Below are 23,319 nucleotides of genomic sequence, written 5' to 3'. Positions count from 1 at the left end.
TATTATTTGCGCGCTTTGGTTGTGAGTATTAATACTAAAGGCATTTACGTGCGGTTCATAGTTTCGGGAACCGGTTTATTTCGGCAAGTGAGCACTAGCGAACGACATTAGCTGCTATCTTGAAGGTCGTGGCTAGCTAAAAAATGTTGGGTGAAATATGAGATCAAAATTGCTGCTTCTCAGCATAATCGTTATCGCTATTGCCGGGTTCTTTCTGGCCGGTATCGATCAGTACTTCTCTCTGGCTGGTGCACGGTCGCTGCAAGCGGATGTGTTGGTCTGGCGAGCTGAACAGCCATTGCTGCTGGCGGTGATCATGTTTGCGGTTTATATCGCGATTGCCGCGCTGTCACTGCCAGGGGCTGCGGTTATGACGCTTTTGGTGGGGGCGAGTTTTGGCCTGGGGTGGGGGCTGTTGATTGTGTCCTTCGCTTCGAGTCTTGGCGCAACACTGGCCTTTTTAATGACGCGCTATATTCTTCGCGATAGCGTGCAGGCGCGCTTTGGCGAGCGCTTACAGACTGTTAACGACGGCGTTGAGCGTGACGGTATGTTTTATCTGTTCAGCTTGCGGTTGGTGCCGGTTTTTCCATTCTTTTTGATCAATATGCTGATGGGGCTTACACCGATTAAAACCCGTCAATTTTATTGGGTGAGCCAGCTGGGGATGCTGCCGGGAACGGTGATTTTTGTAAACGCGGGTAGTCAGCTAAGTGAGTTAAACAGTCTGTCAGGAATATTGTCGCCGATGTTGCTGGCGTCATTCGCGCTATTAGGCGTGTTCCCTTTTATTGCCAAGTGGCTGTTGGCGGTGATTAAGGCGCGTAGGATATACGCCGCATGGCAGCGGCCCGCGAAATTTGACCGCAACTTGATTGTGATTGGCGCTGGTGCGGCAGGTTTGGTGAGCTCCTATATCGGCGCTGCCGTTAAAGCTAAGGTGACCTTGATTGAGTCACATAAAATGGGGGGTGACTGCCTGAATTATGGCTGCGTACCGAGCAAGGCACTAATAAAAACGGCCAAAGTGATTAATCAGCAGCGCCACGGTAAAGCCTATGGTTTACCGGGTGAAATCCCTAGTTTTGATTTCAGAGTGGTCATGGCGCGGATCAAGGCGGTTATTGCGTATATTGAGCCTCATGACAGTATTGCGCGCTACACTGATTTGGGTGTTGAGGTTATTGAAGGCTACGCCAAGCTTGTCGACCCGTGGACAGTGGAAATTAGCTTGAGTACCGGCGGTACGCAGCGGCTAAGTGCACGCTCGATTATTATCGCTGCAGGTGCCCAGCCGGCGGTGCCACCTCTGCCGGGCTTAGATGACGTCGGGTATTTGACCAGTGACACTCTGTGGGACGCATTGGCTGATCAATCAGAGCCGCCAGGGCGCACGGTGGTGCTGGGCGGTGGGCCGATTGGCTGTGAATTAGCGCAGGCCTTTGCGCGGCTCGGATCAACGGTAACGCAAGTTGAAATGCTGCCCAGAGTGATGGTTCGTGAGGATGAAGACGTCTCACTTGCAGTGGCTAAGGCGCTGACAGCCGATGGCGTTGCGGTGTTGAGCGACACTAAAGCGCTGCGCTGCGAGCAAGATAGCGGTACTAAACGCTTAATTGTTCAGAACTCCAAGGGTGAGGAGGAGGCTATTGAGTTTGATACTCTAATCTGTGCGGTTGGTCGCAGCGCGCGGTTAAGCGGCTATGGCCTAGAGGATTTAGGGATTGATACTGCCAGAACGGTAAATACCAATGCTTATCTCGAGACTATTTACCCCAATATTTTTGCTGCGGGCGATGTAGCTGGTCCATACCAGTTTACGCATGTCGCGGCACATCAGGCGTGGTATGCCGCCGTGAACGCACTGTTTGGTGGCTTTAAAAAATTCAAGGCAGATTATTCAGTGATTCCTTGGGTTACCTATGTTGACCCAGAAGTGGCGAGGGTGGGCTTGAGTGAAGCGGAGGCCACGGCGCAGAATATCCCTTACGAGATTAGCCGTTATGGAATAGACGACCTCGATCGCGCGATTTGTGATAGTCAGGCCGAGGGGTTTATAAAGGTACTCACTGTACCGGGTAAAGACCGGATTCTCGGGGTGACGATTATGGGTGCGCAGGCGGGCGAATTGCTTGCCGAGTACGTATTGGCCATGAAACACGGCTTGGGGCTGAAAAAAATACTCGGTACCATTCACAGCTATCCGAGTATGGCTGAAGCCAATAAATACGTGGCAGGGGAGTGGCAGAAATCCCATGCGCCGGAATGGACGTATAAATATTTGCTGGCCTTTCATCGCTGGCGTAGGGGGTAATATGAAAACCATGAAAATATTCAGTAGATGGATGGCGCTCATTGCCTTGTTGTCGGCGTGTTTACCATTACATGCCGCGGATGTTGCTCATGGCCAGTGGAACCAGCTGCTCCAAGATCATGTGCGAATGGGCCCGCAGGGCCAGCAAAGTCGAGTAGACTACGCCGCCATAAGGAAAAACGAGGCTGCACTCGATGAGTATTTGGCACGTTTGGCAAAGGTTAGTCAGTCTAGCTTTGATGGCTGGTCCGACGATAGCCAGCTCGCTTTTCTCATTAATGCTTACAATGCATGGACGGTTAAGCTGGTGTTGTCGCGCTACCCAAAATTAGACTCGATTAAAGATATTGGGTTTTTATGGTCGTCACCGTGGAAAAAAAGCTTTATTCCTCTGTTAGGTGAGCCCCGTAGCCTTGATGATATTGAGCACAAATTGATTCGCGGCACCGCCCGTTACGGGGAACCCCGTATTCATTTTGCGGTGAATTGCGCCAGTATAGGCTGCCCGGCTTTGTTAAACAGGGCGTATAAAGCCGAGACATTAGAGAGTCAGTTAGATGCGATTAGCCGTGGTTTTTTAAGCGACCGTCGGCGCAATGGCATCAAAAAAGGCGTATTGCGAGTATCTCCCATTTTTAAATGGTATGTGCAGGACTTTAGTAAAGGTTGGCAGGGCGCGACGTCGTTGCGAGCCTATTTGGCGATCTATGCTAAGGCGCTGGGTTTGAGTGATGCAGAAAAAGCGCAACTTATTTCCGGCAAGCTTGCCATAGAGTACAGCGATTACGATTGGGCCCTGAATGATGTGGGTAAATAAATATGAGCTTAAGCGACTCGGATGTCGTGCTGTCGGTCATCATTCCGGTACTTAATGAGGCGGTAGGCTTGCCCGCATTATTGGCGGTATTGGCCGAGCAAGCTGCCCAGTGCCAAGATACGGTAGAAGTTATTTTTGTGGATGGCGGTAGCAGCGATGCTTCTACCGTTCTAATTGCCGCCAGCGCATTTCGCCTGATATCAGGGCCGCGTGGCCGCGCCAAACAAATGAATCTTGGTGCGTCACAGGCCGCGGGAAGCTACCTCCTGTTCTTACACGCCGACACACAATTGCCAGAGCGGGCCTTTGAACGCGTTATTAATACGCTGGAACGTGGCTTGTGGGGGCGTTTTGACGTCCGTATTCGCGGCGATGCGCAGATGTTTAAAGTTATAGCGTGGTTTATGAACTGGCGTTCCCGGCTCAGCGGAATTGCCACCGGAGATCAAGGGATCTTCGTTCGTGAAACCGCTTTTATTGAGGTGGGCGGCTTCCCGGATCAACCGCTGATGGAAGACATTGCCTTGTCGTCCGCGTTGCGTGAGCGCGAGGCGCCAATTTGCTTGCGAAATAAAGTAGAGACTTCAGGTCGACGTTGGCAAGAACGGGGTATTTGGCGAACCATTTTGCTGATGTGGCATTTGCGTTACTTATACTGGCGGGGTGTTCCCGCCGAACAACTGGCCAGCCGTTATGAATAGTTATTCCTAGTCGTGGTTTCTCCTATACCGCGTATTACCATCCAGTTATTTGCTAAAGCGCCGCTTGCCGGTTTGGCCAAGACTCGGCTTATACCCGCCTTGGGCGAAACCGGCGCGGCGGCGTTAGCGAAGCAAATGCTGCAGCACACCATGGCGGAATGTGCGCAAGCGGCGGCGCAGCAAAGCGATGGGTACCAATTGAATATCGAATTGTGGGCGACCCCGGCTCCAGGTACTGAGGCGTGGGGCGCGATCAGTATTCCTGAGCCCCTTCAAGTTTACAGTCAAGCTGAAGGCGATCTAGGTACGCGTATGGCAACCGCCGTTCAGCAGGGTCTGAGCCACGCAGCAGGCGTTATTTTGCTCGGTAGCGACTGCCCGGCAATCTCGGCGGCGAGTTTGCACTGGGCGGCCAAGGCCTTGCTTAAATACGATAGCTGTATGTTCCCGACATTTGATGGCGGCTACGCTTTGCTCGGGCTGCGACGATATTCCCCGCGATTATTTGCCGATATTGCTTGGAGTACTGCAACCGTGGCCAGTGAGACACGCTCGCGCTTGACTGAGTGTGGTATGAGCTTGCTAGAACATTCTAAAGTGCATGATATTGATGAGACCGCCGATTTGGCTTATTTACCCGCCGCTTGGCAATAACGATGTTGCGCTAGTGAGGTCTTTGGATATGAACGCCCAAGGTCGTTTAATCGCAAGGTTTCTTGATGATATTAAACCGGGACGCCTCGAGTGGATTGGCCTGCGGCCAGAGCGCATGGCGCCAATGGCGGTCGTTGAACAGACGCTTGCCGTTGCTGATCGCGGGCTGCAGGGTGATCGGCGGATGATTGGCAGTAAAGGCTCTGCACGCCAAATCAGTATTATCAGTGAAGAGTTTCTTCAATCGATAGCCACTAACTTGGCGCGGCCTGATATTTCGCCAGCATTGCTGCGACGGAATCTGGTCGTGTCGGGCATTAATCTCAATGCCTTGCGACATCAATATTTTAAAATTGGCGAAGCTGTGTTTCAAGCGACGGCCCTGTGCCATCCATGCTCGCGCATGGAAGCCGCATTGGGTAAGGGCGGTTTGGTCGCGATGTTGGGGCACGGTGGTTTATGCGCAAAAATTGTAGAATCTGGGAAAATTCGATGCGGCGATGCTGTGGTGTATTTACCGCCTGGCGTTTATCAAGAAAGGCAAATGCAATTGTGCTGAATGGCTAAGCTCGGAGCTGATCCCGCCAGCCAAAGAAAGGTTAGCTTGCGTTAGCGTTTACTGCTGCTTGGCGAGTTGCCTTGCAAAAAAACGCCAGGTTTCCTCCGGGCCATTTATCTCAATACTGGCTCGTCCTAATAGGCGTAATGGTCGGTACGCAGGCTGGGGTATGACGTGGCCGCCGTCAGTAATCGTGTACAAAATAACCTCGGGACGACCACGGTCGCGCCACGCGTAATATTGGCTATTGGTTGGATCGCTGGCTTGGCTATTTTTAAAGTGTTTTATTTCTGTTGGTCCGCCGCTGTAACCCGCTAAGCGGGCGAAGTATTCGGCACTAGTTACTGCAGACTTCACCTGACCACGATCGCCGAAACCAAATAAGCTGGCTCGCCCTCCGTAGTAGGGGTTAATAGGGTCTTCGGTGCCGTTCATGATTAACACGGGTACCGGCGAACCTGATTCAATACAGTCGAGATTGTCCTTGGCGGGGAGGTTAGCAGCGTAGGCCGCAATTCCGGCAATGCTGTTCGGGCGCTCTAGCGCAAAGCGAAACGCCAATTGGCCACCGCTCGAATAGCCGGCAATAAATGTCTTGCTGAGATCGGTGCCGAGGCGTTTATGAATCTGTTGACGAACCTTGTCGATAAAATTCAGATCGTCGATCTCTTCAAGTCGGGCGGCATAACTGGCTGCTTTGCGGCAGTCATTCCAGTTGTTTTTATAACCGGCAGGATAGACTAAGACAAAGCCATGCTGCTCTGCTAATAACTCAAATTGATAACCGCTGAATTCCCTAATGTCGTTAATCGTTTGCAGGGATCCATGCAGCATAAAAACCAGTGGCGCGTGGTCACTTAATTGTTTGGGAATATATAGGCTGTAGTGACGTTGCTGACCGCCGACTTGAATCGCAATAGTTCGCAGCGTGGCGCCATCGATCGGCGGCGCTACAGACGGCGCGTAGCCGTAATAGATTAGGCTTAAAAAACCACTTAAGGCTGCGACTATAAAACCATAGCGGGCAATTTTATTCTTGAACATTGCGGCCTTTTAAACTGCGACTAAATACGGTGCTTCGGTGGTTCACTGAGCTGGCGCTTAGAAATAGAATTCAAGCGCCAGTTCCACATAACTGTCTTTGCGGACGGAGTATAAAGGATCGCGTACTTGGGTGCTGTGAAAGTGGTAAAGCTCGCCAACCAGACGTATCGAATCACCGAGGCGGGTGCTGGCTTCGATAATGGCCGACCGGCTGTCGCCGTCATCTAAATCTTGGCTAATGCCAAATAAAATTTCGGTGGACGCTATGTCGTTGAGGCTCAGGCGGCCGCCGCTAAATAGATCATTTTGAAATGCGCCGACTTGCGCGTTGCTGCGATTATCGTAGGAGTATTCCAATAATATGCCTAGATCCCAGAATTGGCTGTTGATGCCGGTGAAGGTGTATTCGAAACCTGCGGTGCTGGCACTCATATCCTCTGCATTAGAATGGCCCAGCCCCCGGCGATGGATGGCCTCTAACTTCCATAGCCAGTCGCCGCTAATGTACTGGGCATCAATGCCGCTTTGCTCAATAAGGGGATAATAGGCTGCTAAGGCGACCGCACCGCCTTGGATGATTGTTTGGTAGAGAGGCTCGCGAGACGTGCCTTGAAACCAAGACAAGCCAAGGTTCCAATCGCCTAGGTAATGGCTCCAGCGCAGGGCGTAGTCAATATGCTTGTCGTCCTTGCTGCTCTGGTAGCTTTCTTGTGAGTTGACGGTGGCGGGGATGGAGCGCAGGCGTCCTTCATTGCCAGCAAAATCCCTGGGTCTAAATTGTGGCAGCACAAATACATCGATCACTCCCCAGTTCTGAATACTGGCAAAATGAATCATTGGCTGGCCGAGTTTGTCTTCACCGTCGGCGGACTCAAGAAAATCGGTTTGATTAATGATGTCGACCAAATGCTGGGACTCGGTGACACCCCAAAACACGGTATTAATCCCCACGCTCAGTTCCCAGCTGCTGCCAACACGCTGCCAATAAAATTCACGCAGGTCGGCATGACTGCGTTCGTCGTCTAGCGAGTCGTATCGGTAAAATGCTTTTATATTAAAACTGTCGTCGCCGTCGTTCCATTGGCTAAACCACTCGGGCGCGACTACCACAGATACCGTTTCGGAGCCCTGTTCCGGCGCTGCTGCTGCCATTGGGTAAGCCCGAGCCTGCAGGCCGACATAGCCGAGGAACTCGCTGTGGGCAGAGAGCGACAACAGCATTAAGCAAGCTGCGCCACATAAGGGTTTGGTATTGTAGTGCTGTGATTTCATGGACTTAGCTTAACGCGCCCTTTTCAAGCTGTTTTCGGTAAAGTCGCTGGCGTCTAGGCCCGTGCTAAATTGGTAGTTGCGCAAGAACACTTCGGTATGACGCTGATTCTTGTGATTGATCATGCTCTGCTTGGTTGGCCGCCAAAATTTGTCGAGGTGCAATTGGTAGTCCGACAAGGTGAGGGTTTTTAGTAGGGTGTTCTTACGATCATAAAAATCGATCTTTAAGGCGCGGTAGTGGACCTTATCAATCCATGCCACTTGCTTACTGTAGCCAGAGTATTGATCCCGAGGGATGGACTCAATAACAAAGCAATCTTGACCATCGAGCTGTTCGTCGCGTAGCCAGCGGTAATCGTATTGCGCTACTTCAAAGGAATTTAAGTCCTCGTAGGCAAATTCACTGCCCATAAACGGGCCGGACTTGTTTTTGGATGCAATGCGCTTAACACGTTTTAAGGCTGGCAAATAAAGCCATTGGTCATCCATGGCGTTAGTGTGGGTGAAACTGAGAAAGGCCGTGCCTTTTACATCGTTCGGGCTGTCGAAAATTGTCATCGACTTATCGCCGTCGTCGTCGACTTCAAGGGACAAAACCCGCATTTCCCGGCGACTTTCGCGCTTGCCATTGTGTAAGATCATTTCCATTTCAGCGCTATTGTCGATCCAGCCACGGTCTCGCGCTTTCATTTCTTTGGCTATGCTAAGGCCTTTCTCTGTTGCGCTGATGGCTTCGCTGCTCGGATCTTGGGCTGCTGCGGCATGCGATATGCTCGCGCAAAGGGCAATGAATATTGTGCGGATTAGTTGTGTTGTTATTGTCACGCTGGGGAGCTCCAGGCAGGCAGTGAATTATTGTCGCCGATTATACATTTGAATGTGCTTGTGAACTTAAAGCATAATCGGGTCATAAATCAAATATGAATAGTTTAGAGGCGCACGCTCTTTGCTGTGGCGTGGCCATCGTGTTCCTGTTCGGTAAGGGATAATAATTAGCTGGGGAGCTACCGAAGGGTATGAGCATTCAAAATAATAAATTTGTCGACAGAGTCGATCAGTTATTTGGGCATATTGCAGAATGGGCTGTGCATCACCGTGTCGTGGTTTTAGTGCTGTCGCTACTAATGCTTGGTCTCGGTTTGTATTTTGCTGGCATGGTAAAAAGCGACAATAGCCTTGATGCGTATTTTGATAAAAGTGATCCGGCGTATATTGCCTATAGCGAATATCTTGATGAGTTCCTGTCGGACGAAGTGACCTACATTGTTTATCGGGTGCCTAATCGCGAGCATGGCCCCTTTAATATTGAGGCGATGAGTCAAATTGCCCAGCTTAGTCAGGCCTTCGCCGACGAAGTGGCCTATGTACGGGACGTGGTCAGTTTGCCCACCGTCGAGCTTATTCGCGCCGACGGTGACTCCATTACTGTTGATGAGTTAATGGTCGAGTTTCCTGAAACGCAGGCGGAGCTGCTCGCGCTGCGCGAGGAAGTCTTAAGTCGGCCGTTATATGTAAATTATTTGATTAATGCCAAGGCCGATTACGCCGCTATTATTCTGGAAATGGAACGTAGCAGCGTCGACCCGCTAGAAGACATTATTTACGACGAAGCGCTGGGTAATCAGTTAGAAAACCTCTACCCGCAGGTAAGTGACAATAAAATTCGCGAGATTCTCGCGCGATCAGAATATTCAGGGATTGAATTCTTTGTGACCGGTGATGTGCCAATGAACTCGGCCTATAACCACGTGTTTATGGAAGATGCCGCTATTGGCACCGCCGTGACCCTGTTGGTATTGGCCATTCTGTCGTCAATTTTGTTTCGCGCCAGTTTGCTCGCGTTACTAGGACCATTGGCGGTGGTGGTGCTGAGTATTGTCATGGTCATGGGGATGATGGGCGCATTCGGTTGGGTGTTAGGTCTGTTCTTTGGCATTGTCCCGACCTTGATATGCGCGGTAGGTGTGGCCCAGTCCGTTCATATTCTGCTGGAATTTCAGCGCGCCCATGCTGAAACGGGTGATCGTCAGGCATCGGTGAAAGCGGCTATCGCGAAAGTGGGTGGCGCGTGTTTATTAGCGTCGATCACCACTGCGGTCGGATTTTTGGTGATGGCAGTATCGCAACTCAAAGTCCTGAGCGAAATGGCGCTGTACGCTGCGTCGGGCGTGGTGTTTACCTTTGTGCTGTCTATGACTTTGCTGGTGGTGGTCTTGTCCTTTGGTAAGTCTTCGCCTAGTTCAGGCGAGGCGAGAGCCGCTAAGCAAAACCCTACAAAATCCACCGTATTGCCAATAGTTATGCGTCTTGTAGAAGTCTGTATTACCGTAAATCTCAAGCGACCGCTTACGCTGGTGGTGTTGGGAGCCGGAGTGCTGCTTGTGTCGCTCGTTGGTTTGGCTCAGATTAAAGTGGATTTCAACTTCTTAGAAGACTTTAAACCGCACATTGAGTGGCGCCAAGACACCGAACTCGCCGAAAGCGTGATGGGCGGTATTCTCAATGTTACGTACATAGTTGATACCAATGACAGTGAGGGCGTTAAGCGCCCGGATGTATTAAAGGCGATTGAGGGAATCCAGCAGTTTGCTGAATCGCAGGCCTTGGTGAAGAAGGCCTATTCGGTGGTAGATGTGCAGAAGGATTTGAATCGCAGTTTTCATGGTGACGATCCGGCGTGGTATCGCCTGCCAGAAGAGCGAGATTTAATTGCGCAGTATTTCTTGGTTTACGAAATCTCCGGCGGTGAAGAATTACAGGAATTTGTGTCGCAGGACTACAGCCGCACGGTGATGGAGCTGCGGGTTGAGATGACCGGCTCGGCGGCTATCACTGAGCTGCTAAATACGATCGACCAATATATTGCTGCAAACCCAATCCCCGATGCGCAGATCCGCAAAACGGGTATCGGGCTTATGTGGGTAAAAATGGGTGAGTATATTGCGGATACTCAGCTCTATGGTTATAGCTTGCTGTTTATAATGGTCGCGGGTTTTCTGTGCTTAGCGTTTGGTTCGGTAAAAGTCGGTATGCTGGCAATGATTCCTAATCTCGCGCCGGTTGTTGTGGTGTTAGGCGTAATGGGGTGGCTGGGTATTCATCTGGACTATATGAAGCTTTTGCTGGCGACCATTGCCATCGGGATTGCCGTAGACGATACCTTGCACTTAGTTATTCGCTTCCGGCGCTGCTTTTTACACTCGGGCAATTACCGCCGCGCCTTGGAAGATTCTATGCGTGATGTTGGGCCCGCGCTGTTAATAACCACCGTTATATTGTTTGGCGCATTTTCCTGCTACTTGCTGTCGAATATGGCGATTATATCTAGCTTTGGCGTCTTGTTGTGCTTGGCGATTAGCGTGGCACTCTTGGCCGATATGCTGTTTATGCCAGCCTTATTATTGCTTACCAAGCCTTTTGGCCCCGAGTTTGAGCCCGGGGAAACGGCCGCGCGCATAGCTGGCTGAGCGGAATTAGGTTTCGGCCTTGCCGTGACGGCCTTTACCCTGCTCAAAGCGCTGAGCGCCGGCAACCGTCTCGCCCGATGATAGCGTGGCCATACCTAGGATGAATTCATTGCGAATAGCCTGCTGTTCATCCATTCCCCATTGTTGGTAGGCACTGAGGCGATCGTTGCGTAGGCACTGCTGTGGTAAAGCAGCAATTTGCATGGCGAGTTGCTCGGCGCTATCACGAAGATTGTGAACACTCACTACCCGGTTGGCTAGGCCAATTGCTTGGGCTTCTGCGGCATCAACGGCGCGGCCGGTGAGAATCATGTCCATGGCGCGGCTCATGCCAATTAAGCGTGGCAGACGCACGGTGCCACCATCGATGAGGGGCACCCCAAAGCGACGACAAAACACCCCGAAAATGGCGCGCTCTGTGGCAATTCGCATATCGCACCACAGGGCTAATTCTAGACCGCCAGCCACGCAATAACCGTCGATGGCGGCAATAACCGGTTTGCTCAGCTGCATTCTGCTAGGGCCCATGGGGCCGATGCCTTCAGTATTAAGTGGATTGCGCCGCTCGGGGTCGTCGCTGGCTACTGCTTTTAAATCCGCGCCAGCACAGAAGTGATCCTCGGCGCCACTGAGTATGGCTACGGAGAGCGCTGGGTCGTTTTCAAAATCTTGGAATGCTTCGGCGAGGGCGCGTGCGGTTTCGCCATTGACCGCGTTGCGGGCTAAAGGCCGGTTTATCGTGACCCAATAAAGTGGCGGGCAACGTTCGACTTGCACTGGTGCTACTGAACTCATGACATACTCGCTGTTAGGGTTATAAGCTGCGGTTTTAGTGTGTCAGTATGGGTGAATTTTTCAAGTTTGCTCGTTTTCGTCTTATTCGGTGGGTTAGATAATGTTGTTCGCGGACAGACTTTGGCTTTTCCGGACTTTGCCTGAGCGGCGGCGCAGGGCAAAATAGCGGGCTAATTGCGGAATATATATCGTGGAGCAACACCGGGCGTCACTTTAAATTAGATAAATATAAACTCGATTATAAAGACAGGAATACATTATGGGACCACTTAGCGGATTGCGGATTATTGAACTTGAGGGCCTAGGTCCCGCGCCTTTTGCGGGAATGATGCTGGCGGATATGGGGGCGGAGGTGATCTCCATTACGCGGAAATCAGCGCCTGCAGACGCTAAAGTAGAGAATAGTATTAGCGAGCGTGGCAAAAAATCCATCGCCTTAAACTTAAAAGATCCCCGCGCCATAGAAGCTGTGTTGAAACTGTGCGAATCCGCAGATGCCTTGATCGAAGGGTTCCGCCCCGGTGTTACTGAGCGCCTAGGAATAGGTCCTGATGAGTGTATGGCAAGAAACCCCAAACTGGTTTATGGGCGGATGACGGGGTGGGGTCAAACCGGGCCGATGTCGCAAATGGCCGGTCACGACATAAATTACATCTCCCTGTCTGGGGCGCTCCATGGCATTGGCCGCGCTGGGGAAAAGCCAGTGCCGCCGCTTAATTTGGTTGGTGATTTTGGCGGAGGTGGCATGTATCTCGCCTTTGGCGTGGTATCAGCCCTGCTTGAGGCAACACGCAGCGGTAAAGGGCAGGTTGTTGATACCTCGATGGTAGAGGGTTCAGCATCGCTGATGCACATGATGTACGGTAGCTTGAACACCGGCATGTTTGATTGGCAAGACGAGCGCGGTGTAAACCTACTGGATACGGGTGCTCATTTTTACGATACCTACGAGACTCGCGACGGCAAATACATGTCGGTAGGCCCGATCGAACCCCAGTTTTACCACTTGCTAAAAGAAAAAATGGAATTAGACGACGCCGAGTTTGAACCCCAGTTCGATATGGCGCGTTGGCCAGCGCTAAAAGACAGATTGACCGAAGTCTTTCTGACTAAAACCCGCGACGAATGGTGTGAAATATTCGATGGCACCGACGCCTGTGTGGCGCCGATCTTGTCGATGACCGAAGCACCGCAGCATCCCCATAATGTTGCGCGTAAATCTTTTATCAAAGTCGATGGACACATTCAGCCAGGCCCTGCGCCTAAATTTAGCCGTACTGCGCCAGAAGTCACCAAAGGTGCTCCGCGCCGAGGTGGCGATACTGAGTCGGTATTGAATAGCGTTGCCGGCTATGACGAGGCGACTATAGCGGCTTTGCGCGCTGATGGGGTGTTAAGCTAAGTCGGCGTCAGGCAATGTTTCAAGGGCCCTTGTGGCCCTTTTTATTTGCGGGGTACAGATAGTTTAGAAATAGAATTTGATGTGGCTTTATACAGAAATTTTCGTTCTATTTTATGGTCCTCGCCTTTTACTGATTTCAAAATATCCATGTAAAGTAATCAGTTTTGATGTGTCGAAAAGTCGCTGAATTTTGACGAAATTCAGGAGAGTTAAATCTGGAATAAAGTAAATGTGAGTATTTCTAAAGTTAGTTAGAAAATGACCGGAAATAGCTCGGTGGTACAGATTTTTTTTCGTGAAAAGAGAGCGTAAGCCGCAAATACGTTTTTTGAGATTAACCTGCTCGGGCCATTAAAAGACCTGATGTAGTGTTTACTGGCTTGCAAGCCAAAGCCAAACATTTCGCTTTCCAGTGGGCTCTGGTTAGGGCTTCTTTCTTGCTCTTCATATTGTTTGAAATGCCAGGATACTGGTAAGTTTTCCCGTTAAAAGAAATTTCATATCGCCACGGAAAGCTTGTGTATTGGTTTGTTTCAGGTCGCCATACTTTAATTTCACAGCCAAAATATTCCTCTGTGTGAACTTCAGCAGGTAATTTTTTCGAAATACTCATGACCAGTAAACCCCCTCATTAATACCCATATAAATTTCGAGCGAGATTATAGGAATAGGGATAGCGGCATACAATGCCAGAGTGGCGCAATTGGGTGTGTAAAATGGTTACTTTTTAACAAAGTGTCACTATTTGTGACAATAACGTAAATATTACCGGCTGCAGCCAATGTTTATAACTAAATTGGCGGATATTTATTGATAGTTGGATGCTGACGAATTAGATATTTTAATGCTTCCGTCAGGCAAGAGTGCGTCATATGCGTTGCTCCAGAGCACTAGCTTTCAATGCGGTGGTTGCGATCTGCTTATTTGGCGTTTTGTAATAAGTGCATGAGGGTATTGATGTGTCTGTCGATGTACTGTGTGCTATTGGGTTTTTCGCCTAGCACCCGTTCGCTAATCGGGGCAACGTTCACTAAGTAGATTAGTGCCCCGGACAGTATGTGCAGCAAATCCATAGCATTTACGTGCGGCAGTAAGCCCTGTTGCTGTGCTACCTCGATCATGGCCTTGCCGTCAGAAAAATCCTTTTTGAAAAATGTATCTACCATCCAATCTAATCGTGGGCCGGGTTTCGAAGCTTCTTGAAACATTAGCTTTACCCATTGAGGTTGGTCGAAGGTGAAGGTCAGTATTTGCCTGCACAGGTCGCGAACCATCTGAGAATTATCGGTGGTATCGGCTGAGGGCAGTTTTAGTAAGTATTTCGGAAGTGCGTGATCACGCTGTTTCCATACCCAGTGGATGCTTTCTTGCCAAAGGTTCTCCTTGCTCTTGAAGTGATACTGCACGAGAGATTTTTTTACCTTGGCGGCATTAGCGACGGTTCCGAGGGAGGTGCCGTCAAACCCTTGCTGGGCGAAAATGTCTGCGGCAGCAGCAAGTATTCTGCTGCGTCTAGATAATGCGTCGTCTTCGGTCGTTGTGGCGGGGGCTTTGCGATCAACTGTTCTCATGTTTAAGGCTGTACCGGTGATGTTGCGACGTTTATCGGATTATAGCGTTATTAACGCAGTAATTTATTTTGATGATTGACTTTTGCATAAAAAAATACGATCGTATAGTCTGTTGATTAAATAATTATAAGATTACGGCTGTGATATAGATGGGAACGCACTTCGAGTGGATACAGGATATCGACCCTCAAGCAGGAGAGGTCGGAGGTAAGGCTGCAGGGCTGCGTAAGCTTATTGGGTGGGGGTTAGCAATACCTACCGGCTTTGTCATTGTCGATGCTAAAAAAACCTTGGATACCGCTACTTTAGCAAGGTATTACCGCGCCATGGACGGCGGGAAGGTCGCGGTGCGTTCGTCGGCGCTGGGTGAGGATGGCAATGATCACTCTTTTGCCGGGCTTTATGAATCCGTACTCGATGTTGAGGGTGAAGATAAGCTCGTCGATGCTGTGCTTCAGTGTGTCGACTCACTGAATAGCCAGCGCGCACGCGAGTACCGTCACCAACACGGTGCCCATGAGTGCTCTATGTCTGTGGTGGTGCAAAGAATGGTGGATGCGGAAGCGGCTGGCGTGCTGTTTAGTGTGGATCCCGTATCTGGAAGGCATGACCGTTTGGTGATTGACGCCGTACCCGGCTTAGGCGAGGCGCTGGTGAGTGGGGATGAGACACCAGACCATTATGAATACGATTTAGACAATATGCTCTGTTACCAAGAGCTCGTTGGTGACGTCGCGACCCTGACGGCCGAGCAGCGATTGTTGCTTGTTCGGCAGGCGCGTCAGGCGGTGGTTGCTGCCAATGAACCTCTGGATATGGAATGGGCATTTAATAAAGAGGGGGAGTTATTTTGGTTGCAGGCTCGACCAGTGACCACGGTCGGTTCAGACCTGAATGAATTAGACACGCCCATTAACCCAGGTGATGTTCTGACGCGGTGTAATATCGGCGAGATGATGCCCGGCGCAAGTTGCCCTCTCACTTTTTCGACTACGGGGCGAGCTATTGAACATGGGATGCAGCATATGCACGTAAGCTATGCTGGCAGAGCTGCGATCACCGATACCTGGACGCAGGTGGCAATGTGCAGCGGTAAAATGTTTCTCAATATGACGGGGTCTGCTGCAGCGGGCTCTACTGTGCTTGGCATCGATGTGAAATCGATGGGTTTGAGTTTGTGTGGGCGTATTGTTGATGAGTTAAAACCACCGCCTAAGCGAGCCATTTTTGTTCGCTTGTTCGGCATGATTAAAATGCTGTGGTATTTGCATCGGGCTGATGCAGTGATCGAAGAATTTAAACAACGCGCTAAGGCTTTTCAGATTCCTGTAAAGGGTAGCAGTGCCGAACTTGCTATGGCCTTAGATGAAAGCAAGGCGTTTTTCTACGAAGCATTTGCGGTTCATTTGCAATCATCAACTACCTCAGGGTTTGCGAGTAATGTACTGCAGGCTATGATTTCCGGCGGGCAGGAAAGTAGCCCCGAAGAGGAGGCCGAGGCCGGCAGGTTGATGGCCGGTGCGCGGGACGTTGAATCTGCGGTGCTCGTTGACCAGCTTGATGAAATTGTCGAAGAAATTTCGCGTCACCACGATGCGCAAGCTTGCTTTGTCGACACTACACCGAGGGTGGCTTTAGCTTGGTTGCGCGGCAATGGATCACCAGTCGGTCATAAGTTTGCGGATTTTTTGGATCGTCACGGTCATCGGGCTTATCGAGAGCTTTGTGTTCGAGAAGTGTGCTGGTCAGATGCCCCAGAAACATTGGTGGCAACCATGCAGGCGTCCGTTGCTGCACGTTTAACGAGGCCGCTAAGTAGCGTGCGTCCAGACGTGGCAGATGTTTCTGGATTAAGTCGTGGACTACGTTGGATTGTGCCTAAGGCGCACAATGCAGTAAGGCGCAGAGAGGCTACAAAATCATTGTTGGTTGATATTACGAATAGACTTAAGCGTGGCTATCGCGCATTGGGAAATCAGCTTGTGGCTGAAAATAAGCTCGATGATGCAGATTTGGTTTTTTTCTTTTTGCACGATGAATTAATGGCGTTTGTTCGAAACACCAGCTCCCACGAGTTTAATCGGTATTGGAATCAGCACACTAAAATGCGTCGGCGAGCTCTGGATTTTCAAAATCGACTCGAGTTTGAAGAGATATGTGTTGGTGCCCCGCAGCCTATCGATGGCCGAAATCGTAGCCTCGATATTGAGGGGCAATTAGTCGGGCGCCCAGTGTCTCGGGGTATTGTCGAGGCAAGGGCGCGGGTAGCGTTTAGTGTTACAGAGGCGGCGGCCATTCAGCCGGGTGAGATTTTAGTTGCACCAATAACAGATGTTGGCTGGACTCCATATTTCAGCATGATTGCAGGCTTAGTTACCGACGTTGGCAGCGCGGTGTCTCATGGCGCTGTTATCGCAAGGGAGTATGGATTGCCAGCGATAGTGAACGCTCGTTACGGCACCAAGCAAATAAAAACGGGCGATATGATTCGACTTAACGCAGATACCGGTGTGGTCACCATATTGTAGCTCCGGCTCACGGTTTTGAATTAGGCGGCCGTGAGTAAGTCCACAGAAAAACTCAACATAAGGGGTAAGTATGCTTTCCGAACAAGAATTAACGCAATTTGGTGTTGAGTTAAAAGATGAGTTTAGTCATCCATTTAGTCAGTCTCATGATGATTGGAATGAGTCGTATTTTTTTGATTGGTATACCGAGGATGGCAGCGGGGCAGGCCATTGTCGTGTTGGTTGGCATCCTGTTCAGCAGAGAATCTTGTTCTGGCTACACATTTGGAACGGGGAGGATTGGCTAATTGTGGAGGAAAACCGACTGCCGTTCTCGGCGCTTACATTAGGCGGTCAGAGTGTATTCTGTTACGAGCAGTGGGGGCTCCACTTTAGTTACGATTGCCTGTCGCCACTGCAGGCTGGCCGTCTAAAAGTTGAGGGTTTTGCTCGAGTCGCTTATGGCCCACGGCAGGGAATGATGTTGCCGGTAAGCCTCGTGCTGGAAATTACTGCGCTGGGCTCAGCCTACTCTCGCGGTGGCGGCAGCGTTGAAGGCCATAGTGCCCAAGGCTTTAATACTAATCGCTATGAACAACCCATTCAGGCGGTCGGAACAATGGCAATTGAAGATAATCTCACCGACCTTATTGTGCGTGGTGAGCGCGATCATTCCTGGGGCCCAAGACCCTGGGATATGAACTGGCAATTCTTTGTGGTGAATAATGAAAAATTTAGCCTGCAAGCGACACAGGTCGAGATTCCTGAATGGCCATTGATTCAAATGGGCTACTTTCATGAGCTTGGGAATGACATGGAAAATTTGTCAAAAACCAATTTTGAACTGGAGTTTATAAGTAATCAGCCATTTTCCGCCGTTCGCGGAAGTTTTTCTCTACTTTGTGAAAGCGGGCGATTGATTGCTGGACGAATTGAATCGATCGCTGGCAGTGAAATAGACATTACTCATGCGTTTACTCCGCCAAAACGCACCGAGTATCGTCGAACGTTAATTCGCTGCTATTTTGATAGTGGTGAAGAGAGCATAGGATGGCTGGAATACAATCGCCCGAACCCAGTTAATCAATAATTTTTAGCAAGTATCTAAGGTATCACCTATGAAAATTGACGGACCATTTTATGCCGATATGGCCGGTGCTGCTGCTGAAGCCAAGCGGCTTGCGGCGATTGGCTATGACGGAGTTTATACTCTTGAAGGTAGTTGGGACCCTTTCTTGCCACTCGCGCTTGCTTCTGAACATGCGCCTGAGTTGGACATTGCAACGGGGATTGCGGTTGCTTTCCCAAGAAATCCATCGCACATCGCCTATCAGGCTTGGGATTTGCAGAAATTTTCCCAGGGTAAGTTTATGCTTGGGATTGGTTCCCAGATAAAAACACATATCGAGAAGCGATTTGGATTGCCATTCAATCCGCCAGCAGCGCGCATGCGTGAGTATATATTGGCGGTCAAAGCGTTTTTTGATTGTTGGCAGAACGGCAGTAAATTGGATTTTCAGGGCGAATATTATAGGCATACCTTAATGACGCCTATGTTCAATCCCGGTCCAAATCCCTATGGCGTGCCACCCATACTGCTTGGGGCACTTGGTCCGCTGATGACCCAAGTTGCTGGTGAAGTTGCCGATGGCTTGATAATTCATCCATTTAATAGTGTGCCTTTTGTGCAGAATAATGCGCTTCCGGCCGTTCGGAAAGGCCTCGAGAAGTCCGGTCGTAGTGAAGCTGACTTTATTATTCAGGTGAACGCTATTGTTATAACCGGTGAAACAGACGCTGAATATCAGGCTGCTGAACAAAGTGTGAAAGGCTTGTTGGGTTTCTATTCCACCACCCCAGCTTACCGGCCGCCAATGGATGCTGTGGGCTTGGGCGACTTGCAACCTAAACTTAATGCGCTTTCAAAAGAAGGTAAATGGGAGCAGTTAGGAAACTACATTAATGACGATTTTCTCGACGCTTTCTGCGTTCGCGGTAAGCCCGATGAAATTGCTGGGAAACTGAAAAAGCAATACGGGAGCTATGCTGATAGACTCGCAATTTACGCACCTTACGCTGCGCCGGATAAAATGTGGGCTAAAATAATTAAAGAGTTAAAGAGCTAATTTCATTCTTGGCCCTAGCTACAGGGTAGATGTTTTGGTCAATGATATTTGCAGGAAAATTTTTTAGCAGTATCGGCAGTAGAATTGGCATAGCGTGGCAGGAAATGTAATGATGATAGACCTTCTGTCCGCTGATGCTGCTGAATTTACTTGCTAGGAATAGAGGCGACCTGAGGTGTGGAATTCAGGCTACGCTGGAGAAAATTCAGATACCGGTGCTTGTGGCCTTACCGCAATGAATTTTCTTATTGGGTGGCAACGGAAAGCTAGGATCATTCTCAGCTTAACGTCTACTTTGAGCGTATGCTGAAAATAGCGGATTTCCCTCGTATGCGACGCATTTAATAATATAAGTCCCACGGCGTGGCTGATTAAAATTTATTCGATCCGCGTTAGGATCGAAATACCAAAAATGGTTTTACAATGAACTACGGTTTAGCTGTCTTAATATTCTCTAGCGTCGTCTTTTTGACTGCCTGTAAAAACAACGGTAGTCCCTATGAAGCGGGAAACCTCGCGGCCGATGATGTATGTCTAGATTGCGGCTCACCGCGTAAGATTGTTAGCTTGCCTCAATTGGAAAATAGCTTATTTACCTCAGGTGGTCGGCTATTCGTCAGTGGCCAATTTAATCTTTATGAGATTCAGCGCGACGGTCAAGAATATCGAGCCGATGCGCTTTTGCCTGACGGCATTGGTTGCAGTGGCATGTCTGAAGACAAGGGTATTCTCTATGCGCTATGCTCAGGGAGCGGAGGGCCCACAGATTTTTCTGGTTTGTACACAATGTCACTTGACGACCCGCTCGCAACCCCGGTTTTTAGCTATAGCCTAACGGGCATGACTTTGCCCAATGGCATGGTTGCAACCCCGAGCGGCTTGTATGTAACAGATGGTCCTGTGGCTATCGAGCCTAAGATCGTCCACTTAACGATCGATCCCGCAGATCCGACGCGTGTTTTGGCGCAGGATACCTGGCTGTCAACCCTGCCGGACTATCCCAACGGCTTGGCACACCACGAGGGCGTGCTCTACGTCACCTTCTACCGGCCCGGTTTCGGCGGACAAGTTACACGGCTAGCTATCAACCCAGACGGCACGCCAGGGGAACCAGAGAATATCGCACCCAGAGGTATCATGGACGATCTGACCGTCGTCGGTGACAGTCTGATCGTAACGGACTGGCAAAACGGCGGCTTGTTCCAAATAGATTTAGCTGGAGGCCTGCGTCAGGAAACAGCGAGTAATCTCTTTGCTCAGCCTTCCAGTGTGACCATAGCCGGCCCACCTTTGTTTGACGAGGCAAGCATACTCGTTACTGAACGCTACACGGGCGATGGTCTTTGGGTGTTGAAATAGGTGGATTACTAAGGGCTACGACTTTAGCGAAGGCGCTAAAGTCGTAGGTGTATTTTTACTTCTTACTTAACGGGCAGAATAATGACGGATAATTTCGAGTGTACTCCTGTGGGACTAACTTTTTTGGATACAGCCAGAAATGTTTTTAGAGCGGAACAGGTGGTTCGGGCGACACCGGAACAAATTTTCGATGTGTTTGAAGATGCCGAGTCTTGGACGGTCTGGGCCCTTCCAATACAGAACGTTGAGTGGACGTCACCCAAGCCCTTTGGTGTTGGCACTACGCGTACGGTATCTATGGTTGGCGGTATCGTTGGATACGAGGAGTTTGTCGCGTGGGAGCGTGGCAAACGTATGGCCTTTACATTCGTACGTTGCAGCAAAAAAGATCCGGAAAAATTTATTGAAGATTACCGCGTATCTGATCTTGGCGATGGAAGTTGCAGGGTGGTCTGGTATATGGCCATGGAAAACCGTGGCGGTTCAAGCTGGGTGGACGCGCTGACGAGGCCAGTTATGAGTATGGCCAATCGCTGGATGCTTGGACGCTTTAAGAAATATGTTGAGAATAAAGTATCAAAGTAATTTATTTGAAATCGGAGTTATACCTTGACCATAGGAGGTCCACCATTGGGTGGTGGGTCGTCAGGACCGTAGGGCATCTGTTCCTAAGGCTTTTGTAGCGCCGAGATACTTTTCAACCTGTTCAACGGATTGGCTAGCTTTACTGAACTTTGGCTCAACTAACGCGGAACATGATTTTTTCCCGTGTTAGCGATAATCAAGCGATCGGGACGCTTGTTTTAAACTCATCAGACCTAAAGACTACTTTGTTATAGCAATCGATTTCCGCTCTTGACCCAATATTTGCACCTGCGCCAGACCACACAGCTTTTGCAAGCTCGGGAGTCACCCTGAATGTTGCTAGAAGTGAGGCGGTTGTCTTCTCTTCTTTTTTTACAGGGATAAGGCGAGCGCGCTCACCAGTTATTAATTGATTGTTGGAATTTATAGCACTCCATTGTTTTCTTTGGGAATCCAATCCAAGTATCAACAGTGCAAGGCTATGCGTAAAAATCATGCTTGCAAAACTATCGGCGCGGATTAAACCAGTAAGACTGGAGGTAGTAATGTGAGTATTCATTCGGGTGGGGAATTAGAATAAATGAAAATCAGGCTGCTGGGTAGATAGTAAGCCGATGGAGGGGATTTTAATATGGTGTAAAGCTGAGTGTAAGAGTAAATATATTGTTAGGTGTTGATTATTAGATGCTTAATAGGGATGAATCTGCTTGTGTTAATAGCTGGATTTTGTCATCGTATGCAAGTTGAAATTTATAATAAGATCAGTATTTTAACAGATAAATATTCACTCAGCGCTGTGGGTTAGTGGTGAGTTCATTTAACGTTTTAGAGTTCTGATATCGAGATGGATCTTGCAAGGCAGTTAAAATTGAATCACCTGCGGCTCATTCACGCTATTGTGGATCGCCGTCAGCTTGGCTTGGCAGCAGATAGCCTATCGATTACACAGTCTGCCGCATCTCGGATGTTGTCTGAGATTGAAAATATTGTGGGCGTGCAATTGTTTGAGCGTCATACAAAAGGGATGTTACCAACGACTATTTGTGAAGCATTGGAACGCCGTGCTCATAGTATTTTGCTTGATTTGAATGATTTGTCTAAGGAAGTAGATGAACTCAAGCTTGGGGAGGGAGGTGTAGCCACCGTTGGGTCGATCGTTGGCGCTACGGTCGCATATGTTATACCGGCAATTAGGAAACTGAAGGAGTTATCACCTAAGGTGACTGTCCATCTAAATGTAGAAACAAGTTCCGAGTTAATACAGGATTTAATTGAGGGTAAAAATGATTTTGTCCTAGCTAGATTACCTCCGAGATTTGATGCTGATAATTTTGAAGTCTATGAAGGACGTTCAGAGATACAGAATGTATTAGTGGGTGAGAATCATCCATTGGCAGATGCGGAAGGGGTGTCGATAGATGAGCTGATGGATTATGAATGGGTAGTACAAACTAATCGTGAGCCTGTTTTAGAAGCAATGGAATATGCATTGAATGCCGATATTAGATTACCGAAAGACAGGATAAATACCACGTCAGAACTTGCTATGCTTGCCATTGTTGGTTCGACATCAGCTATTGCATTATTATCCAGTGAGGTCACTAGTTTCTTAACCGGACCGGTTGTCGGCGGGAAGTTTCGGGTCCTGCCGCTGCGCGGGCCGATCATTATGCCGCCTTATCATGTTGTGCAGTTAAAAGGCCGGCAATTGTCACCTGCTAGTCGGCGTTTGAAATCCTTAGTCATGCGACAGCTCGGTATTACGGTGTAGCGTTCGATAGCGCTTAACTTCCCCTCTGCAGTAATTGGTTTATGCCACGAAGCACAATTTAAGTATCCTCTGATCTGAAGTGATTTCCCTTAATCATGCTGCCTGGTCTAGTGAATTGAAATTAGGCCATTCTATTGTTGCTCGGGTGTGTCCATGCAAAATTGGTAAGGGAGTATGTGGATTACTCATTTGAATGATTAGTCGATGCGTACTTAAATCAATCTGGTAGACGGAAGCGGGGTTCATAATAATTTGCATCCAAATGTTATTCCGAAATGGATGGAAAAAATAATATTTCCTGTCATTCCCGCATAATTGCCGTCTTAAAATTGAAGGATCCTACAATACCAATAACAGGAGTCCTCGGTGAATACA

At 49.4% G+C, this 23,319-nt stretch carries 19 protein-coding genes; 13 read left to right on the top strand and 6 right to left on the bottom strand.

Annotation, left to right across the window (positions count from 1 at the left end):
• The first annotated feature begins 157 nt into the window (after window positions 1-157).
• From ABD836_RS16715 to ABD836_RS16695, 5 genes are read left to right on the top strand one after another with little or no spacing between them, the layout of a single operon-like run.
• Window positions 158-2,314, top strand: coding sequence for an FAD-dependent oxidoreductase (locus ABD836_RS16715; protein ID WP_344938179.1), 2,157 nt, complete (start codon window positions 158-160; stop codon window positions 2,312-2,314).
• 1 nt (window position 2,315) lies between these two features.
• A complete protein-coding gene (locus ABD836_RS16710) occupies window positions 2,316-3,131 on the top strand; it encodes a DUF547 domain-containing protein (RefSeq protein ID WP_344938177.1) in 816 nt (271 codons plus the stop codon).
• A gap of 2 nt (window positions 3,132-3,133) precedes the next feature.
• Entirely contained in the window at window positions 3,134-3,832 is a 699-nt protein-coding gene (locus ABD836_RS16705) for a TIGR04283 family arsenosugar biosynthesis glycosyltransferase (protein ID WP_344938175.1), read from the top strand.
• Between the two features lie 12 nt (window positions 3,833-3,844).
• Entirely contained in the window at window positions 3,845-4,486 is a 642-nt protein-coding gene (locus tag ABD836_RS16700) for a TIGR04282 family arsenosugar biosynthesis glycosyltransferase (protein ID WP_344938173.1), read from the top strand.
• A 28-nt stretch (window positions 4,487-4,514) separates the two neighbouring features.
• On the top strand, window positions 4,515-5,045 hold the full coding sequence (locus ABD836_RS16695) for an MOSC domain-containing protein (RefSeq protein WP_344938171.1): 531 nt from the start codon (window positions 4,515-4,517) through the stop codon (window positions 5,043-5,045).
• Window positions 5,046-5,102: 57 nt separating this feature from the next.
• Here the strand turns inward: ABD836_RS16695 and ABD836_RS16690 are convergent, their stop codons facing one another.
• The 3 genes from ABD836_RS16690 to ABD836_RS16680 are packed head-to-tail and all read right to left on the bottom strand — an operon-like array spanning window position 5,103 to window position 8,186.
• The gene (locus ABD836_RS16690; RefSeq protein ID WP_344938169.1) at window positions 5,103-6,089 is read right to left on the bottom strand and encodes a CE1 family esterase; all 987 of its coding nucleotides are present in this window, start codon (window positions 6,087-6,089) and stop codon (window positions 5,103-5,105) included.
• Window positions 6,090-6,146: 57 nt separating this feature from the next.
• A complete protein-coding gene (locus ABD836_RS16685) occupies window positions 6,147-7,361 on the bottom strand; it encodes a hypothetical protein (protein WP_344938167.1) in 1,215 nt (404 codons plus the stop codon).
• A gap of 9 nt (window positions 7,362-7,370) precedes the next feature.
• Entirely contained in the window at window positions 7,371-8,186 is an 816-nt protein-coding gene (locus ABD836_RS16680; RefSeq protein WP_226968291.1) for an outer membrane lipoprotein-sorting protein, read from the bottom strand.
• A gap of 191 nt (window positions 8,187-8,377) precedes the next feature.
• Here ABD836_RS16680 and ABD836_RS16675 point away from each other — a divergent pair, with 191 nt between their 5' ends.
• Window positions 8,378-10,828 (top strand): efflux RND transporter permease subunit, encoded by a 2,451-nt coding sequence (locus tag ABD836_RS16675; protein WP_344938164.1) that lies wholly within the window; start codon window positions 8,378-8,380, stop codon window positions 10,826-10,828.
• A gap of 6 nt (window positions 10,829-10,834) precedes the next feature.
• On the opposite strand, the gene ABD836_RS16670 is transcribed toward ABD836_RS16675, so the two are convergent.
• Window positions 10,835-11,623 (bottom strand): crotonase/enoyl-CoA hydratase family protein, encoded by a 789-nt coding sequence (locus ABD836_RS16670; protein ID WP_344938162.1) that lies wholly within the window; start codon window positions 11,621-11,623, stop codon window positions 10,835-10,837.
• Between the two features lie 259 nt (window positions 11,624-11,882).
• Here ABD836_RS16670 and ABD836_RS16665 point away from each other — a divergent pair, with 259 nt between their 5' ends.
• Window positions 11,883-13,025, top strand: coding sequence for a CaiB/BaiF CoA transferase family protein (locus ABD836_RS16665; RefSeq protein ID WP_344938160.1), 1,143 nt, complete (start codon window positions 11,883-11,885; stop codon window positions 13,023-13,025).
• Window positions 13,026-13,359: 334 nt separating this feature from the next.
• Here ABD836_RS16665 and ABD836_RS16660 read toward each other — a convergent pair whose 3' ends face one another.
• Both ABD836_RS16660 and ABD836_RS16655 read right to left on the bottom strand, forming a co-directional pair.
• Window positions 13,360-13,638 (bottom strand): hypothetical protein, encoded by a 279-nt coding sequence (locus tag ABD836_RS16660; protein WP_344938158.1) that lies wholly within the window; start codon window positions 13,636-13,638, stop codon window positions 13,360-13,362.
• A 307-nt stretch (window positions 13,639-13,945) separates the two neighbouring features.
• Window positions 13,946-14,596: a TetR/AcrR family transcriptional regulator gene (locus ABD836_RS16655; protein WP_344938156.1), complete on the bottom strand. Its 651-nt coding sequence runs from the start codon at window positions 14,594-14,596 to the stop codon at window positions 13,946-13,948.
• Between the two features lie 149 nt (window positions 14,597-14,745).
• On the opposite strand from ABD836_RS16655, the gene ABD836_RS16650 reads away from it, so the two are divergent.
• From ABD836_RS16650 to ABD836_RS16625, 6 genes are all read left to right on the top strand, one after another.
• Window positions 14,746-17,124, top strand: a complete 2,379-nt coding sequence (locus ABD836_RS16650; RefSeq protein WP_344938153.1) for a PEP/pyruvate-binding domain-containing protein — start codon at window positions 14,746-14,748, stop codon at window positions 17,122-17,124.
• 70 nt (window positions 17,125-17,194) lie between these two features.
• Window positions 17,195-18,193, top strand: coding sequence for a hypothetical protein (locus ABD836_RS16645; RefSeq protein WP_344938151.1), 999 nt, complete (start codon window positions 17,195-17,197; stop codon window positions 18,191-18,193).
• Between the two features lie 28 nt (window positions 18,194-18,221).
• On the top strand, window positions 18,222-19,229 hold the full coding sequence (locus ABD836_RS16640; RefSeq protein WP_344938149.1) for a TIGR03617 family F420-dependent LLM class oxidoreductase: 1,008 nt from the start codon (window positions 18,222-18,224) through the stop codon (window positions 19,227-19,229).
• Between the two features lie 423 nt (window positions 19,230-19,652).
• Window positions 19,653-20,588, top strand: a complete 936-nt coding sequence (locus ABD836_RS16635; RefSeq protein WP_344938147.1) for an SMP-30/gluconolactonase/LRE family protein — start codon at window positions 19,653-19,655, stop codon at window positions 20,586-20,588.
• Window positions 20,589-20,711: 123 nt separating this feature from the next.
• Complete coding sequence (locus ABD836_RS16630) at window positions 20,712-21,173, top strand: SRPBCC family protein (RefSeq protein ID WP_344938145.1); 462 nt, start codon at window positions 20,712-20,714, stop codon at window positions 21,171-21,173.
• Between the two features lie 844 nt (window positions 21,174-22,017).
• Window positions 22,018-22,944, top strand: a complete 927-nt coding sequence (locus tag ABD836_RS16625) for a LysR family transcriptional regulator (RefSeq protein ID WP_344938143.1) — start codon at window positions 22,018-22,020, stop codon at window positions 22,942-22,944.
• Window positions 22,945-23,319 lie beyond the last annotated feature (375 nt).

Source organism: Zhongshania borealis, from assembly GCF_039539625.1.
Classification (GTDB): domain Bacteria; phylum Pseudomonadota; class Gammaproteobacteria; order Pseudomonadales; family Spongiibacteraceae; genus Spongiibacter; species Spongiibacter borealis.
Note: the sequence above shows the minus strand (reverse complement) of the source record. Positions and strands in the feature narration are given on the sequence as shown.